Genomic DNA, 16,320 nt, shown 5'->3' with positions numbered 1-16,320 from the left:
GGGACTGCCCCGGCGGCGGGGACTGCCCCGGTCGAGGTGCTGGACTGCCGGGGGCAGCGCTGCCCGCTGCCGGTGATCAAGCTGGCCCGGCGGCTGCCGGAGCTGCCGGTCGGGGCGGTGCTGCGGGTGCTCGCCGACGACCCGGCGGCGGCCGTGGACATCCCGGCGTGGTGCCGGATGCGCGGCCAGGAGTTCGTCGCCGCCCACGACGAGGGACCGGGCTACGACGTACGCCGCGTCGGTTGACCCTTCGGCTCATCGCAGCTCAGGGGCTCGTGGCGCTCGGCAGGGCGTCGATCCAGATCAGCCGCAGCCGGCGGCCGGTGCGGGCGAAGAGCCGCAGCGCGCTCTCGGCGCTGGTGAAGTGCCCGGTCGACGTCTGGTCGTCGCAGCGCAGCAGGGCACCCTCGGCGAACGCCATGCCCCAGGCCACGACCTCGCCGTCGACCCGGTCGCCGTACTCCTCGCAGATCGCGAACCGGCGGGGCGCGAACTCGTGCACCAGCTCGACCAGCATCCGGTGGAACTCGTCGGGTGTGCCGAGCGGCTCGGGCATCGGTGCGGGCATGACCACCTCCACAAGTCGGTTGCTATACGTATAGCGCTAATCCTTGCCTGTTGGAAGTAGGAACGGCATGATGTTCTCGTCGGTATACGAACGTGGAGGCGATGCATGGGTACGCGAACGGATCCGTCCGCGCTGCGCTGGCTGATCGGGGCCGAGCTGAACCGGTACCGGCGCGAGGCGCCGATGACGCTCACCGAGCTGGCGGCCGGCACCGGCATCGGCAAGCCCAAGCTCGGTCACATGGAGACCGGCCGCTACCAGCAATTCCCCGAGGACATCGCGACCGTGCTGCGGGCCTGCGGCGCGGACGAGGCGGCGATCGAACGGCTCACCTCGCTCGCCAACCGCTCCGACGCCAAGACCTGGTGGGCACCCTGGGCCGCCGTGATGCCGGACTGGTTCAAGACGTATGTCGGCCTGGAAGGGCTGGCCGACGGCGCGTTCGTGTTCGAGTCCATGGTCATCCCCGGCCTGCTCCAGACCGAGGAGTACGCGCAGGCGCTGACCCTGGGCACCGGATTCGTCCGACCCGACCACGCCGAGCGGTTCGTGTCCTTCCGGCAGGCCCGCGCCCGCCGGCTCACCGACGACGAACCACTCACCCTGCACGCGGTGATCGGCGAGGCGGCGCTACGGCTGCGGGTCAACGGCGACGCCACCCGGCGGGCCCAGCTCGCGCACCTGGCCGCCATGTCCGAGCTGCCGAACGTCACCGTGCAGGTGCTCCGCCCCGAGGACGGGCCGCACGCGGCGACGCCGCTGGGCAAGTTCGTCCTGCTGGACTTCGCCAACGTGCGGCCGATCGCCTACACGGAGGTGCTCGACGGGGCGATGTACGTGCAGGATCCCGACGGCGTGCGCACCTATAGCATGGTGGCAGACAACCTGCGCCAGGTCGCCCTCTCGCCCGCCGAGTCGCGCGCGTTGATCAGGGAGTTGGCCGGCGCGGCCTGACCCCCCGGAGGCCACGATGTCCACCCCTGACCTCGGCACCGTCGACCTCGCCGCCGCCCGCTGGTTCACCAGCAGCCGCAGCGCCAACAACGGCGACTGCGTCGAGTGCGCCGTGCTGCCCGACATGGTGGCCGTGCGGGACAGCAAGGACCGCTCCGGCCCGACGCTCGTGTTCCCGGCCGACCGGTGGACGTCGTTCGTCACGGCAACCACCACCGGCACGCTCGCCCCAGGCCGCTGACCGCTCTGCCCCGGCAGAGCCGCCGTTCGCCCGGCAGCGATGCGGCACGAGGCCGGCGGGCCAGCTGACGGCTCCTTGATCGTCTGCTGTTTTCGGACAATCGCACCGGTGTGTCGTCTCACCAAACCGCAGACGATCATCACCTCGCCCCGCCGCCCCCGTGATCACGAGGTTTGTGTCAGAGTCGATCTGCTCTGACACAAACCTCTCGAGCACCAACTTGGGATGGGCGTTACGGGAGGAGGTGAGGGCGGATGTCGTCGGCGGCCTGGTCGCCGTAGGACTCCGCCAGGCGCTTGACGAAGACGTCGGGGCGCACCTCGTACTCCTGGGTGCCGACCGTCTCCAGCACCAGCGTGGCCAGCAGGGAGCCGACCTGGGCAGCGCGCTCCAGGCCCAGCCCCCAGGAGAGGGCGGCGAAGAAGCCGGCCCGGAAGCCGTCGCCGACACCCGTCGGGTCGACGGCCTGGGCCTCGCGCGCGATCGGCACGTGGAGGGTGTCGAAGTCCCGGCCCGCGATCTCCACCCCGTTGCTGCCCAGCGTGGTCACCCGGATCTTCACCCGGTCCAGCAGCTGCGCGTCGCTCAGGCCGGCCTTGCTCTGCAGCAGCGACTTCTCGTACTCGTTGGTCATGAGGTAGTCGGCGCCGTCGATGAGCCCCACCACGTCCGCGCCGTCCATGCGGGCGAGCTGCTGCGACGGGTCGGCGACGAAGGCGTACCCCCGCTCGCGGCACTCGGCGGAGTGCCGCAGCATCGCGTCGGGGTCGTTGGCGCCGACCAGGACGAGGTCGAGCCCGCCGAGCCGCTGCGCGACCGGGGCCAGCTCGATGTTGCGCGCCTCGCTCATCGCCCCGGCGTAGAAGGAGGCGATCTGGCACATGTCGGTGTCGGTGGTGCAGACGAAGCGGGCCGTGTGGGCCACTTCGCTGACGTGCACGGACTCGCAGTCGACTCCGTGGCGCTCCAGCCACGAGCGGTAGTCGGCGAAGTCCGCGCCGACCGCGCCGAGCAGGATCGGCCGTAGGCCCAGCTGGCCCATGCCGAAGGCGATGTTGGCGGCCACCCCGCCGCGGCGCAGCACCAGGTCGTCCACCAGGAAGGAGAGCGAGACCTTGTCGAGCTGGTCGGCGATGAGCTGGTCGGCGAACCGGCCGGGGAAGCTCATCAGGTGGTCGGTCGCGATCGAGCCGGTCACGGCGATCTTCATGTCAACCCTCGCGGTCGGGAGCACGGCGCGGGTCAGCCTACCGGTCCGGCTGGTGCCGTGGTCGCGAGTCGGACGGGGATCGGTCACGTCCCGCTCACCTCACCGTCACCCTGCGCGGAGTCGGGTCGGGTCCGCGCCGGTCACGCCCGTGGCGGGCGGCAACGGACGGTAGGGCCGTGCGGGAAAACGGACGGCGGGGCCACCCCCGGGTGGGGACGGCCCCGCCGCGTCGGCCGGAGTCGGGACTCAGCTGAACGAGTCGCCGCAGGCGCAGGAGTTGCCCGCGTTCGGGTTGTCGATCGTGAAGCCCTGGGCGTCGATCCGGTCGGCGAAGTCGATCGTGGCGCCGGCCAGGTAGGGGGCGCTCATCCGGTCGACGACGACCTCGACCCCGTCGTAGTCGGTGACGACGTCACCGTCGAGCGAACGCTCGTCGAAGAAGAGCTGGTACCGCAGGCCGGAGCAGCCGCCCGGCTGCACCGCCACCCGGAGCCGCAGGTCGTCGCGGCCCTCCTGCTCGATCAGGGCCTTGACCTTCTGCGCCGCGACGTCGGTGAGGACGACGGAAGTAGGGGCCTTGGCCTCGGTCGACTCGGTCTGCGCTGGCGTGGTCACGTGGAAATCTCCCTGCGCGGTCTGGGTCTGGACGCACTGGCCAACGTCGTCCGTCGCCCAGTGATTCCCGATGTGTTCGCAGATCCGATGGTACGCCGCCCCGGCCGGGACCACCCGGTCGACGTGACCGGGGCCCCAGGCCGGGCCCGGGTCACGACAGGCCGGGCCCGGACGGCAGCCACGCTGCGGGCGCTCAGCGGCTCCACTGGCGGGCCAGCCGGGCGCCGAGCTGGCGCAGCCCTTCCGCCGGGCGGCTCAGCGCCGCGTCGAGCCCGCCGCGCTCCTCGCCGCCGAAGTGCTCCACCAGGCTGTACGCGTCGGTGACGCCCGCCGAGGCGGCCTCGCGTCGCCCGGTGCTCACCTGCCCCGCCAGCACCACGCAGGGCACGCCCCGGTCCCGGGCGGCCCCGGCCACCCCGGCCACGACCTTGCCGCGCAGCGACTGGTGGTCGAAGGAACCCTCCCCGGTGATCACCAGGTCGGCGGCGTCGAGCGCGGCCGGCAGGCCGATGGCCTCGGTGACCAGGCCGATGCCGGAGGCGCACCGGCCGCCGAGGGCGAGGATCGCCGCGCCGAGGCCGCCGGCTGCTCCCCCGCCGGGCAGCGCGCCGAGGCCGGGCGGGCACCCCGGCAGGTCCTTTTCGAGTACGCCGGCGAAGCGCTCCAGCGCGGCGTCGAGCAGCAGCACGTCTTCGCGCGTCGCGCCCTTCTGCGGGCCGTAGACGTTGCTGGCCCCGTGCAGCCCGAGCAGGGGGTTGTCGACGTCGGTGGCGGCGACGAGGGTGACGCCGCGCAGCCGGGGCGCGCCGTCGAGCCCGGCGACCGCGGCCAGCGCCGCCCCGCCGTAGGGCAGGGCCCGGCCGGCCTCGTCGAGCGGCGTGACGCCCAGCGCGGTGAGCAGCCCGGCCCCGCCGTCGTTGGTGCCGGAGCCGCCCAGCCCGATCACCACCGTGCTGGCCCCGTGCTCCACGGCGGCGGTGACCAGCGCCCCCAGCCCGTACGAGGTGGTGGCCTTGGGGTCGCGCTCGGCGGCGGCGAGCAGGTGCAGGCCGCACGCCTGGGCGCTCTCCAGGTATGCCGTGCCGTCGTCGGTGACCAGGATCTCACCGTCGGTGGGGCGACCGAGTGGGTCGACGGTCGGCACCGGCACCCGACGCCCGCCGAGGGCCTCCGCGAGCACGGCCACGAACCCGGGCCCGCCGTCGGCGAGGGGGCGGATGAGCAGGTCGTCGCCGTCGGCCACCTCCCGCCAGCCCTCGGCCACGGCGGCGGCGACCTCCTGGGCGGGCAGCGTTCCGGCGAACTTGTCGGGGCAGAGCAGCACGCGCATGCCGAGCAGTGTGGCAGGCCACATAGGCGCGGGGCAGTGTGGCAGCACACACCGGCGCGGGCTGCCTTGTCGCCCGGCTGTGGAACCATGAGTGGCGTGACTTCGACCTGGGTGGAACCCTCCAACACCGCGACGGCCCTGCTGCTGCTCGGCCGTGGCAGCGACCCCGCCACCGAGCGTGGCGTGGAGTGTCCGGGCGACCTGCCGGCGCCCAGCGACCCCGACCTGGTGGCGCGGGCCGCGGCGGCCAAGGCGAAGCTGGGTGACAAGGTCTTCGTGCTGGGCCACCACTACCAGCGCGACGAGGTGATCCAGTTCGCCGACGTGACCGGCGACTCGTTCAAGCTGGCCCGCGAGGCGGCGGCCCGGCCGGACGCGGAATACATCGTCTTCTGCGGCGTGCACTTCATGGCGGAGAGCGCCGACATCCTCACCTCCGAGCGGCAGCGGGTGGTCCTGCCCGACCTGGCCGCCGGCTGCTCGATGGCGGACATGGCCGTGCTGACGCAGGTGGAGTCGGCCTGGGACGCGCTGACCGAGCTGGGCGTCGCGGCGCAGACGGTCCCGGTGACGTACATGAACTCGTCGGCGGACATCAAGGGCTTCGTCGGCCGCAACGGCGGCGTGGTGTGCACCTCGTCGAACGCGAAGCGGGCGCTGGACTGGGCGTTCGAGCAGGGGTCGAAGGTGCTGTTCCTGCCGGACCAGCACCTGGGCCGCAACACCGCCGTGCTGGAGCTGGGGCTGTCGCTGGACGACTGCGTCCTGTACGACCCGCACAAGCCGGGCGGCGGGCTGACCCCGGAGCAGCTGCGCGACGCGAAGATGATCCTGTGGCGCGGGCACTGCTCGGTGCACGGCCGGTTCACCCTCGACAGCGTCGAGGACGTGCGGGCGCGGGTGCCGGGGGTCAACGTGCTGGTGCACCCGGAGTGCCGGCACGAGGTGGTCAACGCCGCCGACTACGTGGGCTCGACGGAATACATCATCCGGGCCATCGAGGCGGCTCCGGCCGGCTCGGCGTGGGCGGTCGGCACCGAGCTGAACCTGGTGCGCCGGCTGGCGCTGGCCCACCCGGACAAGCAGATCATGTTCCTGGACAAGGCGGTCTGCTACTGCTCCACGATGAACCGGATCGACCTGCCGCACCTGGTGTGGGCGCTGGAGGAGCTGGTGGCGGGTCGGGTGGTCAACCAGATCACCGTGGACGCCGACACCGCGCACCACGCCCGGGTGGCGCTGGACCGGATGCTCGCCCTCCCCGGCGCGGACACCCCGCCCCCGGCGAGCACCTGATCACCCTGCGTGACCGGATGGGCACCTTATGGTGCCGGAAGCGCCGATTCGTGCCCTCCGGCGCACGGTGACCGTCTCCATTCTCGTCACCGAGGGCTATGCTGCCGGGGCGACGACACACGCGCCCGTTTTCATCCGGCCGCATCACGGGTAACCCCCATATCGCCCGCATCACCATCAACTACGGCAGCACCGACGCGCTGGAGGTTGCGTTGACCGACGACGTCCTGGTCGTACACGGAGGTACTCCGCTGGAAGGGCGGATCCGCGTGCGCGGCGCGAAGAACCTGGTTTCCAAGGCGATGGTCGCCGCCCTGCTGGGCGACAGCCCCAGCCGGCTGTTCGACGTGCCGCGGATCCGCGACGTCGAGGTGGTCCGGGGGCTGCTCGGCCTGCACGGGGTCAAGGTCACCGACGGCGCCGAGGACGGTGAGCTGGTCTTCGACCCGGCCAACGTCGAGAGCGCCAGCACCGACCAGATCAACGTGCACGCCGGCTCCAGCCGCATCCCGATCCTGTTCTGCGGGCCGCTGCTGCACCGGCTCGGCCACGCGTTCATCCCCGACCTGGGTGGCTGCCACATCGGGCCGCGCCCGATCGACTTCCACCTCCAGGCGCTGCGCGAGTTCGGCGCCACGGTCGACAAGACCCCGGAGGGCCTGCACCTGTCGGCCCCCAACGGGCTGCACGGCACCAAGTTCGCGCTGCCGTACCCGAGCGTCGGCGCGACCGAGCAGGTGCTGCTCACCGCCGTGATGGCCGAGGGCGTCACCGAGCTGCGCAACGCCGCCGTCGAGCCGGAGATCATCGACCTGATCTGCATCCTGCAGAAGATGGGCGCGATCATCAAGGTGCACACCGACCGGGTGATCGAGATCCAGGGCGTGCCGAAGCTGCACGGCTACACCCACCGGCCGATCCCGGACCGGATCGAGGCGGCGAGCTGGGCGGCGGCGGCGCTGGCCACCCGCGGCCACGTCGAGGTGCTCGGCGCGCAGCAGGCCGACATGATGACGTTCCTCAACATCTTCCGCTCCGTCGGCGGCGAGTACGAGGTGACCGACGCCCGGCCGCCGAAGCTGGGCGACCCGGGCCAGGAGGGCGGCATCCGGTTCTGGCACCCGGGCGGCGAGCTGAACGCCGTGGCGCTGGAGACCGACGTACACCCGGGCTTCATGACCGACTGGCAGCAGCCCCTCGTCGTGGCGCTGACCCAGGCCCGGGGCCTGTCGATCGTCCACGAGACGGTCTACGAGCAGCGGCTCGGCTACACCGAGGCGCTCAACACGATGGGCGCGAACATCCAGGTCTACCGCGACTGCCTCGGCGGCACCCCGTGCCGCTTCGGCCGGCGCAACTTCAAGCACTCCGCCGTGATCGCCGGCCCGAGCAAGCTGCACGCCGCCGACCTGGTCATCCCGGACCTGCGCGCCGGGTTCAGCCACCTGATCGCCGCGCTCGCCGCCGAGGGCACCTCCCGGGTGTACGGCGTCGACCTGATCAACCGGGGCTACGAGGACTTCGAGGCGAAGCTGGCCGACCTGGGCGCCCACACCGAGCGTCCGTAACGCCACGCGCAGTAATTCTGCTCACGTCCGCCCGCGCCCGGTGCACCGCGATGTGCACCGGGCGCGGGCGTTTGGCTACCCTTTCCGCGTGCCGTCGCTGTTTCGCCGCAAGTCCACCGACCTCGTCGAGGAGTCCGTCACCACGGTGACGACCGACGAGGAGTCCGCGCGCGCCCGCCGGGGCTACACCCCGGCCAAGGGCCGCGAGACGCCGAAGCGGCCCGTGGCCGGGCGTCGGCCCGCCGGCCCGACCAAGCCGCTGAGCAAGGAGGAGGCCCGGGAGCGGCGGCGGCAGTTGCGCACCGAGTCCGCGGCCGAGTTCCGCCGCGAGGGCGGGCCGCGCGACCGGGGCCCGGAGCGGCTGCTCGCCCGCAACGTGGTCGACTCCCGGCGCACGGTGGGCACCTGGTTCTTCGGCGGGGCGCTGATCGTGCTGCTCGGTTCCAACCAGGCGATGCCGCCGGTCGTCCGGCTGCTCTCCAACATCCTGTGGGGCGCGCTCGCCCTCGGGGTGGTGATCGACTCGATCCTGATCAGTCGGAAGATCAAGAAGCTGGTGCGGGAGCGCTTCCCGAAGTCCGACCAGCGCCTCGGCTCCCTCTACCTGTACGCGATCATGCGGTCGATCACCTTCCGCCGGATGCGCGCCCCGGAGCCCCGCGTCAAGATCGGCGACCCGGTCTGAGGCGTCCCCCTGGTTAAGAAGGGGCCCCTGCTATACCGGAAGCGTTAACAAGGGGCCCCTCCTTACCCGCGTACAGGCGGGCGACGACGTCCTCGATGTCCGGCTCGACGATCGAGACGTCCCGCAGGGCGGCCCTCCCGGCCAGGGCGGCCACCACGTCGGCGACGCCCGCCGACTCCAGCGCGAACACCAGCCGGTGCCCGTCGGCCTCCACCCGCAGCAGCGGGGCGCCGGGCAGCTCCGGCGGCTGCGGCAGCGCGGTGTCCAGGTCGGCCACGACGAGGCGGCGGGAGCCGTACCGGTCGTGCAGCGCGGCGATCGGGCCGTCGTGCACCACCCGGCCGTGGTCGATCACCACGAGGCGCGGGCACAGCCGCTCGATGTCGGCCAGGTCGTGGGTGGTGAGCACGAGGGTGGTGTCGCCGGAGCGGCCCAGCTCGGCCAGGAAGCCCCGCACGGCCTGCCGGCTCACCACGTCCAGCCCGATCGTCGGCTCGTCGAGGAAGAGCACCTCGGGGCCGTGCAGCAGGGCGGCGGTCAGCTCGCCGCGCATCCGCTGGCCGAGGGAGAGCTGCCGCACCGGGGTGTCGGCGAAGGCGTCCAGGTCGAGCAGGTCGCGGCAGCGGCGCAGCCGGGCGGCGTGCGCGGCGGCCGGCACCCGGTAGACGTGCCGCAGCAGGTCGAACGACTCCCGCAGCGGCAGGTCCCACCAGAGCTGGGACCGCTGGCCGAACACCACGCCGACGCGCAGCGCCAGCCGGGTGCGCTCGGGCACCGGGCGCAGCCCGCACACGCGTACCTGGCCGGAGGTGGGGGTGAGCACGCCGGTGAGCATCTTCAGGGTGGTGGACTTGCCCGCGCCGTTCGGGCCGATGTAGCCGAGCAGCTCGCCGCGCTCGACGCGCAGGTCGACCCCGGCCACCGCCGCGACGGTGCGCTTCTCGCGGCGCAGCCGGCCGGCCTTGACCCGGACCGTGAACTCCTTGCGCAGCTCGCGCACGTCGATGACGCTCATGACCCCGTACTCCGGTAGTGGCGGACCCCGACGCGCCAGGCGGTGGCGGCGAGGGCGGCGGCGACCAGCGCGACCGTCGGCGAGGCCCAGCCGACCCAGGCCGGCAGGCCGAGCGGGTCGGCCCGGCCGAGCAACGCCAGCGCCGGCTGGTAGCTCACGAAGGCGAACCCCATTCCGTACGCGAAGGCCGCGCGGAACCAGCCGTCGAAGATCGTGACGGGGTACGAGGTGAAGTCGCGCCCGCCGTAGGTGACCGAGTTGGCCAGCTCCCCCGACTCGGTCCAGTAGAACGACACGGTGGCGGTGGCCACGAAGACCGACCCGAAGAAGACGACCCCGGCCAGCGGGGCGGCCACCGCCAGCGCCACCCGGCCCGGGGTCCACTCGATGCCGGCGCGGGCGAGCGCCACCAGCAGCACGGCCAGGCCGAACACCGCCCGGGACGCCTTGCGCAGCGGCAGGTCCATCAGCAGCAGTTGGGGCAGCGCGCCCAGCGGGCGCAGCAGCACCGCGTCGAACAGGCCGGTGCGCACGTACGCGGGCAGCCGCTCGACGTTGCCGACAAGCAGGTCGGCGGTGGCGAACGCGCAGGCCGACAGGCCCACCATGACCAGCGTCTCGCGCAGCGTGAACCCGCCCAGCTCCCGGGTCACCCCGAAGATCACCAGCACGGTCACCACGTCGAAGACGGTGGCACCGACGTTGCCGACCAGGTCCACCGCGAACGACGCCCGGTACGCCGCCTGCGACCGGGCCTGCGCGCCGAGCAGCGCCCCGTACGCCCGCAGCCGGTGGTCAGCCACCCTGCACCACCAGGCGGCGCTCGGCGCGGCGCTGCACCAGCCGGCACAGGGCGAGGATCGCCACCGCCCAGCCGACCTGCAGCCCGACCAGCCCGGCCTGCACGCCCGTCGGGTCCCGCTCGACCAGCACGTCGAGCGGGGTCTGCAGGAGACTCGGGAACGGGGTGGCCAGCTGCAACGCCAGGAACAGCGCGTCGGGCAGGAACGGCAGCGGGAAGTAGAGCCCGGCGAGCACCCCCGAGCCGAGGGTCCACAGGATCTGCGGGCCCCGGACGTCCTGGAGCCAGTACGCGGTGGCGTTGACCAGGAACCGGCAGCCGAAGCAGAGCACCACCGCGACGGTCGCGGAGACCACGAACAGCGGCACGGTCGACCAGCGGGCCGGCAGGTACACGTCGAAGAAGAGCGGGCCGACCAGGACCGGCGGCAGCAGCCGGGACACGCACGCCCACCCCGCCCGGCCCAGGTCTGTGGCGAGGTAGCTGGTCACCGGATGGACCGGGCGCAGCAGGTCGCTGGCCACGTCGCCGGTGCGGATCCGCTCGGCGAGCTCGGGCCGGCCCCACAGCAGGATCACCGCGAGCATGCCCTGACCCGCCCAGACGAAGGTGGCGAACTGCGCCCGGTCGTAGCCGGCCGCGGTGCCCGCCGCGCCCGCCGCACCGAACAGGATGTAGCAGCGCAGGAAACCGAAGACGATGTTGGTGACGGCACCGGCCAGCGCGGCCTGGCGGTATGTGGCGTACCGTCGGAATCCGGATCGCGCTATCGCACCGAATGTCCGAAACCATAGGATAACGTTTGACTCGGTGGGCGGTGCCACAGTGGCGGTGACAGAGCCCACGCCGTTACCCTCCTTCCGCAGCCACCCGCGCCGGACCGGGCGACTTTACCGGCAGGTGGGGTGCCCAGCGCGACAATTTCCAACGAGGTGACATCGCCGTGAGCGAGCGACGCGAGCCGGGCACCGGGGCTCGCCACGCGGGCGGCGACGGGACCTGCGGATGAGCGGCGACTTCATCGACCGCTGGCGCGATCCGGCCGAACCGTCCTGGGTGTTCGAACCGACCACCGAGTGGCAGCCGCAGTTCCCGGGGCAGCGCTACCCGGGCGACATCGGCGTGCGGCACCAGCCTCCCCCGCCCCGGGGTCGCGCCGCCGTCGTCGGCCGGGCCGAGGTGCAGCCGGTCAGCCCCGCCCCCGACGACCACGACCCGTACCGCCGCCCCGGACCGGACGACCACGACCGGTACCGCCGGCCGCCCGCCGACCAGGACCCGTACCGCCGGCCGGTCACCGAGCAGGACGGCCACCGCCGGCCCGTCGCCGACCACGACCCGTACCGCCGGCCGGTCACGGGGCAGGACGGCCAGCGCCGGCCGGTCACCGAGCACGACCCGTACCGTCGACCCGGCGTCGAGCAGGACGGCTACCACCGGCCGGCCGGTGACGGGCGCCGTGCCGCCCCGGACGAGCGCGACCGCTACCGCCGCCCCGCCCCCGACGAGCACGACCCCTACCGCCCGCGCCCCGCCGCCGACGACCACGCCCTCTACCGGCGTCCGGCTCCGGGCGAGGCCGCCCCGCACCGGCGAGCCGCCCCCGACGAGCCCGCGCCGCACCGTCGACCCGCCGCCGGCCCCGCCCCCGGCGAGGCCACCCCGCACCGGCGGCACGCCGCCGACGAGCACGCCCCGTACCGCCGGCCCGCACCGGAGGAGTGGGGACCGGCCCGGCGCGGCTGGGAGGAGCGCGGACCGGACGAGGCGTACCCGCCCCGGCACCCCGCCCACGACCAGCCCGGCCGCCACGACCGGCGTGCCGCCGGCTGGACGCCGGACCGCGATGCGGCCGTCGGCCGGTACGACCAGCCGCGCCCCACCGACCACGGCCGCCGGCCGGGGCCCGCCGAGGCGAGCCCGGTCTCTCCGGCGCCCCGCCGCGAGGCAGGGTGGGTGCCCGAGCCGGACGAGCACCCGAACCGGCCCTACGGCGACCGGCCGGGGCCGGCCGGCCCCGGCTGGCCGGAACGCCGCCGGCCAACGCTGGACCGCGACGGCCGTCCCGGCCCTGGCCCGGACGGGTGGCAGGCGTCGCCGGCGACCGGCACCGGTCAGGGCGCGGACCGGCTGGACCGTCAGCACGGTCGGCCCGCCGACGCGCCCGGACGCCCCCTCGCCGACGAGCCGCGTCACCCCGCCGACCGGGGCGGACCGGCGCCGCACCGGGACGGCCGACCGTACCGGGACGGGCGGGACGTGGCCGCCGCGCGCGCGGAGGAGTACCGCGAGCCCGGCGTCCGGCCGGCACCGCCGCGCGACGGCGCCCTGCCCTGGCCGCCGCCCGGTCCGCTCCGTCCGGACCTGGGCCGCAACCCGACCCCCGCCGACCCTTACCGTGCCGAGCGGCCGGCCGAGAGCCGCGGCGACGAACGGCCGGTCACCGATCGGTACGGACCCCGCCCGCCGGTCGATCGGGCCGGGTCGCCACCCCGGCAGGACAGCGCCGCTCCCGGCCCCCGGTTCGTTCCCCCGTCGCACCGGCCCGTCGAGCCGACCCGCCCGCCGAGCGAACCGCGCCGCCCACCGGCGGAGCCGCTGCGGCCCGCAGCGGAGTCGCTGCGGCCACCGGTAGAACCGCTGCGGCCCCCGGCGGAGTCGCTGCGCCCGCCGGTGGAGCCCCCGCGTCCGGCGGCCGGGTCGGCGCGTCTCCCGGCCCAGCCGCACCCGCACCACGCACCGGTCGAGCCGACCCGCCCGCCGAGCGAGCCGCGCCGCCCGGTCGAGCCGGCCGCCGACGCCCCACGGTTCGCGCGGCCCACCACCCCCGCCGCCGCGCCCGTCGACGGATCGCCCGCCACCGGTGTACCGGCGAGCGGCGTGCCCGTGAGCGGCGGCGTGCCCGTCAGCGGGCCGCCGGCCCGGCCGGTCTCCACACCGCCGGCGACCGGGCCGGTCTCCGCGCCGCCGACCGAACTCACGCCGGCCGCGTCGGCGGCACCGGTCTCCGCGCCGCCGGTGCCGCCGCGCACCGCGCCCACGTCCCCCGCGCCGTCGGCACCGGTCTCCGCGCCGCCCGCCGAGCCCGTCGCCGCGCCACCACCCGTCTCCATGCCGCCCGCCGAGCCCGTTCCCCCGCCGCCCGCCGAGCCCGTATCCGCGCCGCCCGCCGCCCGGCTGCGGCTGGAGTTCCTGCCCGCCCCCGGGCCGCCCGAGCCCCGGCCCGGGCCCGGCGAGCCCACGGCAGTCAGGGACGACCCGGCCCGCCCGGACGTGTCGGTCGAGGCCGCTCCGGTCGCCGCTTCTTCACCGCCGGACGAGCGGCCGAGCCCGCCGCGACCGGAGCAGCCCGTGCTGCCGGTGCCGTCCGCCGCCCGGGAGTCGGCGAACCCGACGCCAGAGCCGCCGTCCACCGCCGCCGAACCCCGGCCGCCGGCCACCCGGGCACCGGGCGAGTCGCCGGATGCCGAGCCGGTCGACCCGACCGCCACCGCCGAGCCCGAGACCACCGCCGAAGCCAAGGCCGAGGCCGCCACGGGACCCGAGGCCGCCGCCATCGGGGCCGAGGTCACCACCGGGCCCGAGGCCGGCACCGAAGCCGAGTTCGCCGCCGAGCCCGAGATCACCCCCGAGCCCGAGATCACCCCCGAGCCCCGGGCCGCCGCCGAGCCAGTAGCCACGGCCAAACCCGAAGGCGCGGCCGAGCCCGAAGTCGTCACCGGGCCCGCCGGGTCGAGCGTCGCGACCGGTCCGGCGGTGCCCGGCGAACCGGCTGTCGCCGCAGGACCGGATGTCCCCCGCCGGCCCACCGTGCCCGCCGACGCGACCGAGGCCACCGCGCCGGAGGAAAGCACGCCGGAGGAGGAACCCGCCGGCAGGGAGGAGAACGTCGACCGAGGTGACGCCGTCGACCCGGCCGGGACCGTGGTCGCCTCGGCGGTCGACGTGCGGGCCGGGGAGGCGCGGGATGCCGGGGCGCCGGACGACGGCACCCCCGGTGGATCCGACCGGCCCCGGGCAGCGGACGCGTCCCCTGAGCCGGCACGCGCGGCGACGCCGCCACCGCCGGAGCATTCCGACGCGTGGTTCCGGCCGAACAGATCGGCAGCACCGGCCGCCGAGCCGGCCACGCCCGCCGCCGCTGCGGGCCCGGTCCCCGCCCCAGCCCAGGTCTCGCCCACCACGCCGACCCAGGCCCCGCCCCCGGCCCAGACCCCGACCCCGACGCCGGCCCAGGATCCGAAGCCGGCTTCGGCACCGGCGTCGGCACCGGTCCAGGCTCCGGCTCCGGCTCCGGCTCCGCTGAAGGTTCCGGCTCCGGCCGATGCGGGCGCGACGACGCCGCCCGCCCCGCAGCCCGCCGGTGGCCCGGCCGGCCGGGCCGGTGACCCACGCCCGGTGAGCGCCGCGCCCGCGTCGCCGGTGTCCGCACCTCCGGCCGGGGCCGCGCCGCTCGTCGCCCACCCCGCACCGGAGCAGCCGCGTCCCGTCTCGGCACCGCCCGCCCGCCCCGTGTCCGGCGTGCCCGCCCCACCGGTGTCCGGCCCACCCGCGCGGCCGGTGTCCGGCATGCCTGCGCGGCCGGTCTCCGGCATGCCTGCCTATCCCGTGTCCGGCGTACCCGCGTGGCCCGTGTCGCCGGCCGGACCCGCTGCCGGGGCGGAGCCACGACCCGGCCGGGAGCGGCGGGCCGCCCCGGCCGACCCGGAGCAGACGCTCGCGGCCCTGCGCTGGCGCCTGCACCCGGAGACCCTGCGCGAGGAGACCGACGACCCGGAGCTGCTGCGCAGCGTGCGGGAGGGGCTGACCGCCAAGCTCGACGTCGCCCTGGACAACCGGTCCCGGGCCCGGCTGCTGAGCCTGCGGGCGGTGGCGTCGCGCCTGCTCGGCGACCTGGGGGACGCGGTCGACGACGCCCGGCTCGCGCTGACGTACGCCGAGGCCACCGGCGAGTTGCGGCGAACCGCGCTGGCGCGGGCGCGGCTGGCCCACGTGCTGCGCTGGCGGGGCGAGTTCGCCGAGGCCGACCGGCTCTTCGCGGAGGCGAACTCGACGGAGCTGCCCGACCGGCTGCGCGCGGCCCTGCACGAGCACGCCGGCCGCTGCTGCTATGACCAGGGCCGGCTGATCGAGGCGTGCCAGCACTTCGAGCGGGCGCTCGACCTGCGCCGGTCCGCCGACCCGGAGCTGCTCGCCCGCACCCGGATCGCACTCGACGCGGTCGCCGAGCGGGCCGGGCGGGACGGCTTCGGCCCCTACCCGCGCGGGCGGTCGGAGATCCTGCGCACGCCCCGGCCGCCGGTGCCGACGTACGACGAGGACCTGGACCGGTGGGGCTACGCCGACGCCGACGGCAACCTGGTGATCGGCACCGACTACGCCGAGGTGCAGCCGTTCCGCGAGGGCGTGGCCTGGGTACGCCGGCCGGAGGGCACCCGGTGGGCGCTGATCGACGACTCGGGCCGCACCCTGATCCAGGCCAACAACGGCTACCGGTCGGTCGGTTCGTTCTCCGACGGCCTCGCCTGGGTGTCGATGGACGGCACCGGCAACTGGATGGCCGTCGATCCGTCCAACATGGTGGTGATCCCGCCAGGCTTCGACGACGTCCGGCCGTTCCGGGGCGGGGTGGCGGCGGTCCGCGTCGACGGCGGCTGGGGGGCGGTGGACCGCACCGGCACGGTGGTGGTGCCCACCCGTTACCACGGCTTCACCACGGCCCTGGCCGACGGCCGCTACGTCGACGGCTTCACCGAGGAGGGGCTGGCCGTGGTGGAGCTGAACGGCCGGCGCGGGGTGGTGGACCGCACGGGCCGGGTCCTGGTGGCCCCGGCGCACCCGGCGCTGGTGGTGCACCCGGTGGCGTACCTGGTCGGCGACGGCCTCGGCCGCTGGGGTGCGCTGGACCGGCGCGGCGAGCCGCTGATCGACCCGGTGCACCCGAGCCGGGACCGGGTGGTCGAGCAGATCGACCACCTGCTCGCCGACGCCAGCCCGCTGGTCTGACCCGGGGCCGCCGCGCAACCCGCCCACGGG

14 protein-coding genes are annotated in these 16,320 nt (G+C 75.0%); 7 read left to right on the top strand and 7 right to left on the bottom strand.

Annotation, left to right across the window (positions count from 1 at the left end):
• Positions 1 to 36 precede the first annotated feature (36 nt).
• Complete coding sequence (locus ACVMYR_RS16730; protein ID WP_096761683.1) at positions 37 to 246, top strand: sulfurtransferase TusA family protein; 210 nt, start codon at positions 37 to 39, stop codon at positions 244 to 246.
• A gap of 19 nt (positions 247 to 265) precedes the next feature.
• On the opposite strand, the gene ACVMYR_RS16725 is transcribed toward ACVMYR_RS16730, so the two are convergent.
• Positions 266 to 568, bottom strand: coding sequence for a hypothetical protein (locus tag ACVMYR_RS16725; protein WP_144082715.1), 303 nt, complete (start codon positions 566 to 568; stop codon positions 266 to 268).
• Positions 569 to 673: 105 nt separating this feature from the next.
• Between ACVMYR_RS16725 and ACVMYR_RS16720 the strand changes: the two genes are divergently transcribed.
• Positions 674 to 1,522 (top strand): helix-turn-helix domain-containing protein, encoded by an 849-nt coding sequence (locus tag ACVMYR_RS16720; RefSeq protein ID WP_077938987.1) that lies wholly within the window; start codon positions 674 to 676, stop codon positions 1,520 to 1,522.
• Positions 1,523 to 1,538: 16 nt separating this feature from the next.
• Positions 1,539 to 1,763: a DUF397 domain-containing protein gene (locus tag ACVMYR_RS16715; protein WP_077938986.1), complete on the top strand. Its 225-nt coding sequence runs from the start codon at positions 1,539 to 1,541 to the stop codon at positions 1,761 to 1,763.
• A gap of 232 nt (positions 1,764 to 1,995) precedes the next feature.
• Here ACVMYR_RS16715 and ACVMYR_RS16710 read toward each other — a convergent pair whose 3' ends face one another.
• The 3 genes from ACVMYR_RS16710 to ACVMYR_RS16700 all read right to left on the bottom strand — a co-directional run bounded on the left by ACVMYR_RS16710 (position 1,996) and on the right by ACVMYR_RS16700 (position 4,942).
• A complete protein-coding gene (locus ACVMYR_RS16710) occupies positions 1,996 to 2,973 on the bottom strand; it encodes a carbohydrate kinase family protein (protein WP_077938985.1) in 978 nt (325 codons plus the stop codon).
• A 246-nt stretch (positions 2,974 to 3,219) separates the two neighbouring features.
• Complete coding sequence (erpA, locus tag ACVMYR_RS16705; protein ID WP_013735179.1) at positions 3,220 to 3,588, bottom strand: iron-sulfur cluster insertion protein ErpA; 369 nt, start codon at positions 3,586 to 3,588, stop codon at positions 3,220 to 3,222.
• Between the two features lie 193 nt (positions 3,589 to 3,781).
• Positions 3,782 to 4,942 (bottom strand): glycerate kinase family protein, encoded by a 1,161-nt coding sequence (locus tag ACVMYR_RS16700; RefSeq protein ID WP_431895245.1) that lies wholly within the window; start codon positions 4,940 to 4,942, stop codon positions 3,782 to 3,784.
• Positions 4,943 to 5,014: 72 nt separating this feature from the next.
• Here ACVMYR_RS16700 and nadA point away from each other — a divergent pair, with 72 nt between their 5' ends.
• The 3 genes from nadA (at position 5,015) to ACVMYR_RS16685 (ending at position 8,467) form a co-directional block, all read left to right on the top strand.
• Positions 5,015 to 6,214 (top strand): quinolinate synthase NadA, encoded by a 1,200-nt coding sequence (gene nadA, locus ACVMYR_RS16695; protein ID WP_457122187.1) that lies wholly within the window; start codon positions 5,015 to 5,017, stop codon positions 6,212 to 6,214.
• Positions 6,215 to 6,426: 212 nt separating this feature from the next.
• On the top strand, positions 6,427 to 7,782 hold the full coding sequence (murA, locus tag ACVMYR_RS16690; RefSeq protein WP_074474807.1) for a UDP-N-acetylglucosamine 1-carboxyvinyltransferase: 1,356 nt from the start codon (positions 6,427 to 6,429) through the stop codon (positions 7,780 to 7,782).
• A gap of 88 nt (positions 7,783 to 7,870) precedes the next feature.
• Entirely contained in the window at positions 7,871 to 8,467 is a 597-nt protein-coding gene (locus ACVMYR_RS16685; RefSeq protein WP_077938982.1) for a DUF3043 domain-containing protein, read from the top strand.
• Positions 8,468 to 8,480: 13 nt separating this feature from the next.
• On the opposite strand, the gene ACVMYR_RS16680 is transcribed toward ACVMYR_RS16685, so the two are convergent.
• From ACVMYR_RS16680 to ACVMYR_RS16670, 3 genes are read right to left on the bottom strand one after another with little or no spacing between them, the layout of a single operon-like run.
• On the bottom strand, positions 8,481 to 9,482 hold the full coding sequence (locus ACVMYR_RS16680) for an ATP-binding cassette domain-containing protein (RefSeq protein ID WP_396787818.1): 1,002 nt from the start codon (positions 9,480 to 9,482) through the stop codon (positions 8,481 to 8,483).
• Positions 9,479 to 10,285 carry an ABC transporter permease gene (locus ACVMYR_RS16675; RefSeq protein WP_077938980.1) on the bottom strand — a complete coding sequence of 269 codons (807 nt, stop codon included), beginning with the start codon at positions 10,283 to 10,285 and terminating at the stop codon, positions 9,479 to 9,481. The genes ACVMYR_RS16680 and ACVMYR_RS16675 overlap by 4 nt, the downstream gene beginning before the upstream one ends.
• Positions 10,278 to 11,129 carry an ABC transporter permease gene (locus ACVMYR_RS16670; RefSeq protein ID WP_043967142.1) on the bottom strand — a complete coding sequence of 284 codons (852 nt, stop codon included), beginning with the start codon at positions 11,127 to 11,129 and terminating at the stop codon, positions 10,278 to 10,280. Before ACVMYR_RS16670 ends, ACVMYR_RS16675 begins: the two co-directional genes overlap by 8 nt.
• A 160-nt stretch (positions 11,130 to 11,289) precedes the next feature.
• On the opposite strand from ACVMYR_RS16670, the gene ACVMYR_RS16665 reads away from it, so the two are divergent.
• A complete protein-coding gene (locus tag ACVMYR_RS16665; protein ID WP_457122186.1) occupies positions 11,290 to 16,290 on the top strand; it encodes a WG repeat-containing protein in 5,001 nt (1,666 codons plus the stop codon).
• Positions 16,291 to 16,320: the final 30 nt, after the last annotated feature.

The sequence above is a fragment of the Micromonospora sp. PTRAS2 genome (assembly GCF_054052245.1).
This window is presented reverse-complemented; position numbering and strand designations above follow the sequence as displayed.

Bases quoted from the DNA above. Each gene is read 5' to 3' on its own strand.
- ACVMYR_RS16725 (WP_144082715.1), bottom strand. From the start codon at position 568: ATGCCCGCACCGATGCCCGAGCCGCTCGGCACACCCGACGAGTTCCAC.
- ACVMYR_RS16720 (WP_077938987.1), top strand. From the start codon at position 674: ATGGGTACGCGAACGGATCCGTCCGCGCTGCGCTGGCTGATCGGGGCC.
- ACVMYR_RS16715 (WP_077938986.1), top strand. From the start codon at position 1,539: ATGTCCACCCCTGACCTCGGCACCGTCGACCTCGCCGCCGCCCGCTGG.
- ACVMYR_RS16710 (WP_077938985.1), bottom strand. From the start codon at position 2,973: ATGAAGATCGCCGTGACCGGCTCGATCGCGACCGACCACCTGATGAGC.
- ACVMYR_RS16700 (WP_431895245.1), bottom strand. From the start codon at position 4,942: ATGTGGCCTGCCACACTGCTCGGCATGCGCGTGCTGCTCTGCCCCGAC.
- ACVMYR_RS16680 (WP_396787818.1), bottom strand. From the start codon at position 9,482: ATGAGCGTCATCGACGTGCGCGAGCTGCGCAAGGAGTTCACGGTCCGG.
- ACVMYR_RS16665 (WP_457122186.1), top strand. From the start codon at position 11,290: ATGAGCGGCGACTTCATCGACCGCTGGCGCGATCCGGCCGAACCGTCC.